3 protein-coding genes are annotated in these 3,135 nt (G+C 66.1%); 1 reads left to right on the top strand and 2 read right to left on the bottom strand.

All coding sequences use genetic code 11. From position 1 onward, the window contains the following. Window positions 1–272: 272 nt before the first annotated feature. Together V3572_RS11600 and V3572_RS11595 are read right to left on the bottom strand one after the other, a co-directional pair. Complete coding sequence (locus tag V3572_RS11600) at window positions 273–749, bottom strand: pyridoxamine 5'-phosphate oxidase family protein (protein WP_332111156.1); 477 nt, start codon at window positions 747–749, stop codon at window positions 273–275. Between the two features lie 36 nt (window positions 750–785). After that, complete coding sequence (locus V3572_RS11595; protein ID WP_332111155.1) at window positions 786–1,487, bottom strand: type 1 glutamine amidotransferase; 702 nt, start codon at window positions 1,485–1,487, stop codon at window positions 786–788. A gap of 255 nt (window positions 1,488–1,742) precedes the next feature. Here V3572_RS11595 and V3572_RS11590 point away from each other — a divergent pair, with 255 nt between their 5' ends. Beyond that, window positions 1,743–3,050, top strand: a complete 1,308-nt coding sequence (locus tag V3572_RS11590) for an O-acetylhomoserine aminocarboxypropyltransferase/cysteine synthase family protein (RefSeq protein WP_332111154.1) — start codon at window positions 1,743–1,745, stop codon at window positions 3,048–3,050. The last annotated feature ends 85 nt before the right edge of the window (window positions 3,051–3,135 follow it).

The following is a 3,135-nucleotide window of genomic DNA, read 5'->3' as shown; positions in this document are numbered from 1 at the left end:
TTTATCCAGGGCGAGATCAGCCGTGAGCAGATGCTGGAGTACGAGTGCCACGCCTCCCCGACCGGGGGGACCATGTCCCCCCGGTCCCCCCGTCCCCGGCCGTGCCCCCCGGCGCGTTGCGCCGGGGGGCACGGCCGGAAGAATGGGCGGCCGGGAAAGCATTCCCACCGGCCAGGAGAGGCACGCCGCGAAGCGTGACGAAGTTTTTTGAAGAGGGGTCCAGGGGAGAAACTTTTTTACAAAAAAGTTTCTCCCCTGGGGTTCCTGCCTCCCTATTCGCCCCGCTTGGCGGGCGCGGGCAGGGACTTGCCGGTCATGGATTCGATATCGATGCGCACCACGGCGACGGCGGCCACGATCTCGGGAACAAAGCCCTCCTGGGGGCCGTCGTGGCCGCGCATGAGAACCCGCAGGCCGTGCAGCTTGTCCTCGGGATCTTCGAGGAACACGGCCCGGCCGAATCCGATCACCGAACGGTAGCGGGTGGTGTACTGGCAGGGCAATTCCCCGGTGATGATCGACACATCCGCGTCCACCTCGAAGCAGACCTCGGGGTTTTGGGCCAGCGCCTCCATTTTCTTTCCTTTTTTCGAGGAATGAAAATAGAGGGCGCCGGATTCGTACCCGTAGTTGACCGGCACGACGTAAGCCCGGCCGTCCGAGAGCATGCCCAGGCGGCAGACGCGCTGGGACTGCAATATGGCCTCGATGTCCTTTGTATCCGTGATTTCCCTGTCGGCCTTGCGCATGCATCCGCCTTGCGGTGAAAGAGTGGAGAGGGCTGTCTATTTTCCTATGGCGGCGGCCAGGGAATCCAGGAACCGATAAAGAAGCTCCTTGAGCGGGGCGAACTGGGCCCGACCGTTGTGCATCTCTTTGGGAAGCTGCACGTACGGCCCGGGCACGATCTCCGTGCCGCAGTGCTTGATGAGCTTGACCAGGTTTGCCGGGACCGACTCCAGGTGAAATTGCAGGCCGACCACCCGGTCGCCCAGCACAAAGGCCTGGTTGGCGCACCCCTGGCTTGTGGCGGCATGGATCGCGCCTTCCGGGATGGAAAAGGTGTCGCCGTGCCAGTGAAACCCGGTGAACGTCTCGGGAAATCCGGCAAACAGCGGATGCGCCGCACCCTCGGGGGTCAGGGTCACCGGATGCCAGCCGATCTCCGTGTGCTCGCCCCGGGTCACGCCGCCGCCCAGGATGTGGCTTAAAAGCTGCGCCCCCAGACAGATGCCGAGGACGCCCTTTCCGGCGTCCACGGCGGCCCGGATGGCCGCTTTTTCGGGCGCAAGCCAGGGATAGGCCTCGTCCTCGTGAATGTTCATGGGACCGCCCATGACCACCAGGAGATCGAAGGCCTCCGGCGCCGGAGGCGTTTCGTCTGCGTCCAGGCGGGTCGTGGCCAGCTCATGGCCCTGGGCCTCGGCCCACAGCCGGATGCCGCCGCAATCCTCGAACTCGACATGCTGCAACACATGAATACGCATGGGGATCATCCTTTTTTTGCGGACGGGGCCGAGGGGCGCCTCCCCAGTGCGAAGGCGCGGCCGACTGCCGTTTTTCAACCGTCTGCTTTTCGGTCCCGGGACGGGAGCTTGTCAAGTCCTGAGGCCCCGCAGTCCGCCTTCCCAGGTCATCGGTGACAGCACCGGCCATTGCGGCTATCATGACCGCAGGATCGATCCTCCCCAATCGAAAGCACAACTCCCTCCCGGGACCGCCCGACCATCATGGAGCGCGCCATGCACACGCCGTCGCAGCACCCTGAAACCCTGGCCCTGCACGCCGGACACACCCCGGACACGGACACCCTGTCCCGGGCCGTGCCCATCTACCAGACCACCAGCTATCTTTTCCGGGACACGGCCCACGCCGCCGACCTGTTCGCCTTGAAGACCCCAGGCTACATCTACACCCGGATCATGAACCCCACCACGGACGTGCTGGAAAAGCGCTTGGCGGCGCTGCACGGGGGCTCGGCGGCGCTGTGCACGGCCTCGGGCATGTCGGCCATCTTCTACGTGGCCGCAGGGCTGGCCAAGGCCGGGCAGAACTTCGTTTCCGGTTCGAACCTCTACGGCGGCACGCACACCCTGTTCGCCCACACCCTGGCCCGCTTCGGCATCGAGGTCCGCATCGTGGACTCCTCGGACCCGGCCAATTTCGAGCGGGCCGCCGACGAAAACACCCGGTTCCTCTATTCCGAATCCATCGGCAACCCCCGCTGCAACGTGGACGACATGGAGGGTGTCGCGGCCGTGGCCAAGAGGCTCCAGGTTCCGTTTGTCCTGGACAACACCGTGGCCCCGCCGCCGGTGTTCAACCCCTTCGACGTGGGCTGCGACATCGCGGTCTATTCCCTGACCAAGATGATCGGCGGCCACGGCGCCTGCATCGGCGGGGCGGTGGTTGAGGCGGGCGGCTTCGACTGGAAGGCGGCCGGGAAATACCCGGAGATCACCGAGCCCGACCCCACCTACCACGGGGCCAACTTCTGGGAGGCCCTGTGCTCCCTGGAGGGCACGCCCTGTACGGCCTTTTGCACCAAGCTGCGCACGGGGCTCCTTCGCGACATCGGGGCCGCGCCCGCGCCCATCAACAGCTTCCTCATCCTGCAAGGCCTGGAGACCCTGCCCTTGCGCGCCCGGGCCCACTGCACCAACGCCGCCGCCGTGGCCGGGCGCCTGGCCGGGCATCCGGCCGTGTCCTGGGTCAACTACGCCGGGCTCCCCGGCCACAAGGACCATGTCCGGGCCAAAAAGTACTTCCCTCTGGGGCCGGGGGCGGTGTTCGGATTCGGGATCAAGGGCGGGCTGGCCGCCGGGCGGAAGTTCATCGAGGCCGTGAAGCTGTGCTCGCACCTGGCCAACATCCTGGACGCCAAGACCCTGGTCATCCACCCGGCCAGCACCACCCACTCCCAACTCACCCCGTCCGAGCAACTCGAGGCGGGCGTGCCGCCGGACCTGGTGCGCATCTCCGTGGGCATCGAACACGTCGACGACATCATCGCCGACCTGGATCAGGCCCTGGCCGCGTCGCAACGCTAGGGGCAGCGGAGAGCCTGCGGCGGCCAGGGGGCACTCGCTTTGCCCCCGAGCACCTCAGTGATATAGGCCAACGGGTAGATGATCG

It is taken from the genome of Desulfolutivibrio sp. (genome assembly GCF_036584575.1).
Classification (GTDB): Bacteria; Desulfobacterota; Desulfovibrionia; order Desulfovibrionales; family Desulfovibrionaceae; genus Desulfolutivibrio.
The sequence above is the reverse complement of the archived record's forward strand: the minus strand, read 5'-3'. Positions and strand labels throughout refer to the sequence as shown.

Bases quoted from the DNA above. Each gene is read 5' to 3' on its own strand.
- V3572_RS11595 (WP_332111155.1), bottom strand. From the start codon at position 1,487: ATGCGTATTCATGTGTTGCAGCATGTCGAGTTCGAGGATTGCGGCGGC.
- V3572_RS11590 (WP_332111154.1), top strand. From the start codon at position 1,743: ATGCACACGCCGTCGCAGCACCCTGAAACCCTGGCCCTGCACGCCGGA.
- V3572_RS11600 (WP_332111156.1), bottom strand. From the start codon at position 749: ATGCGCAAGGCCGACAGGGAAATCACGGATACAAAGGACATCGAGGCC.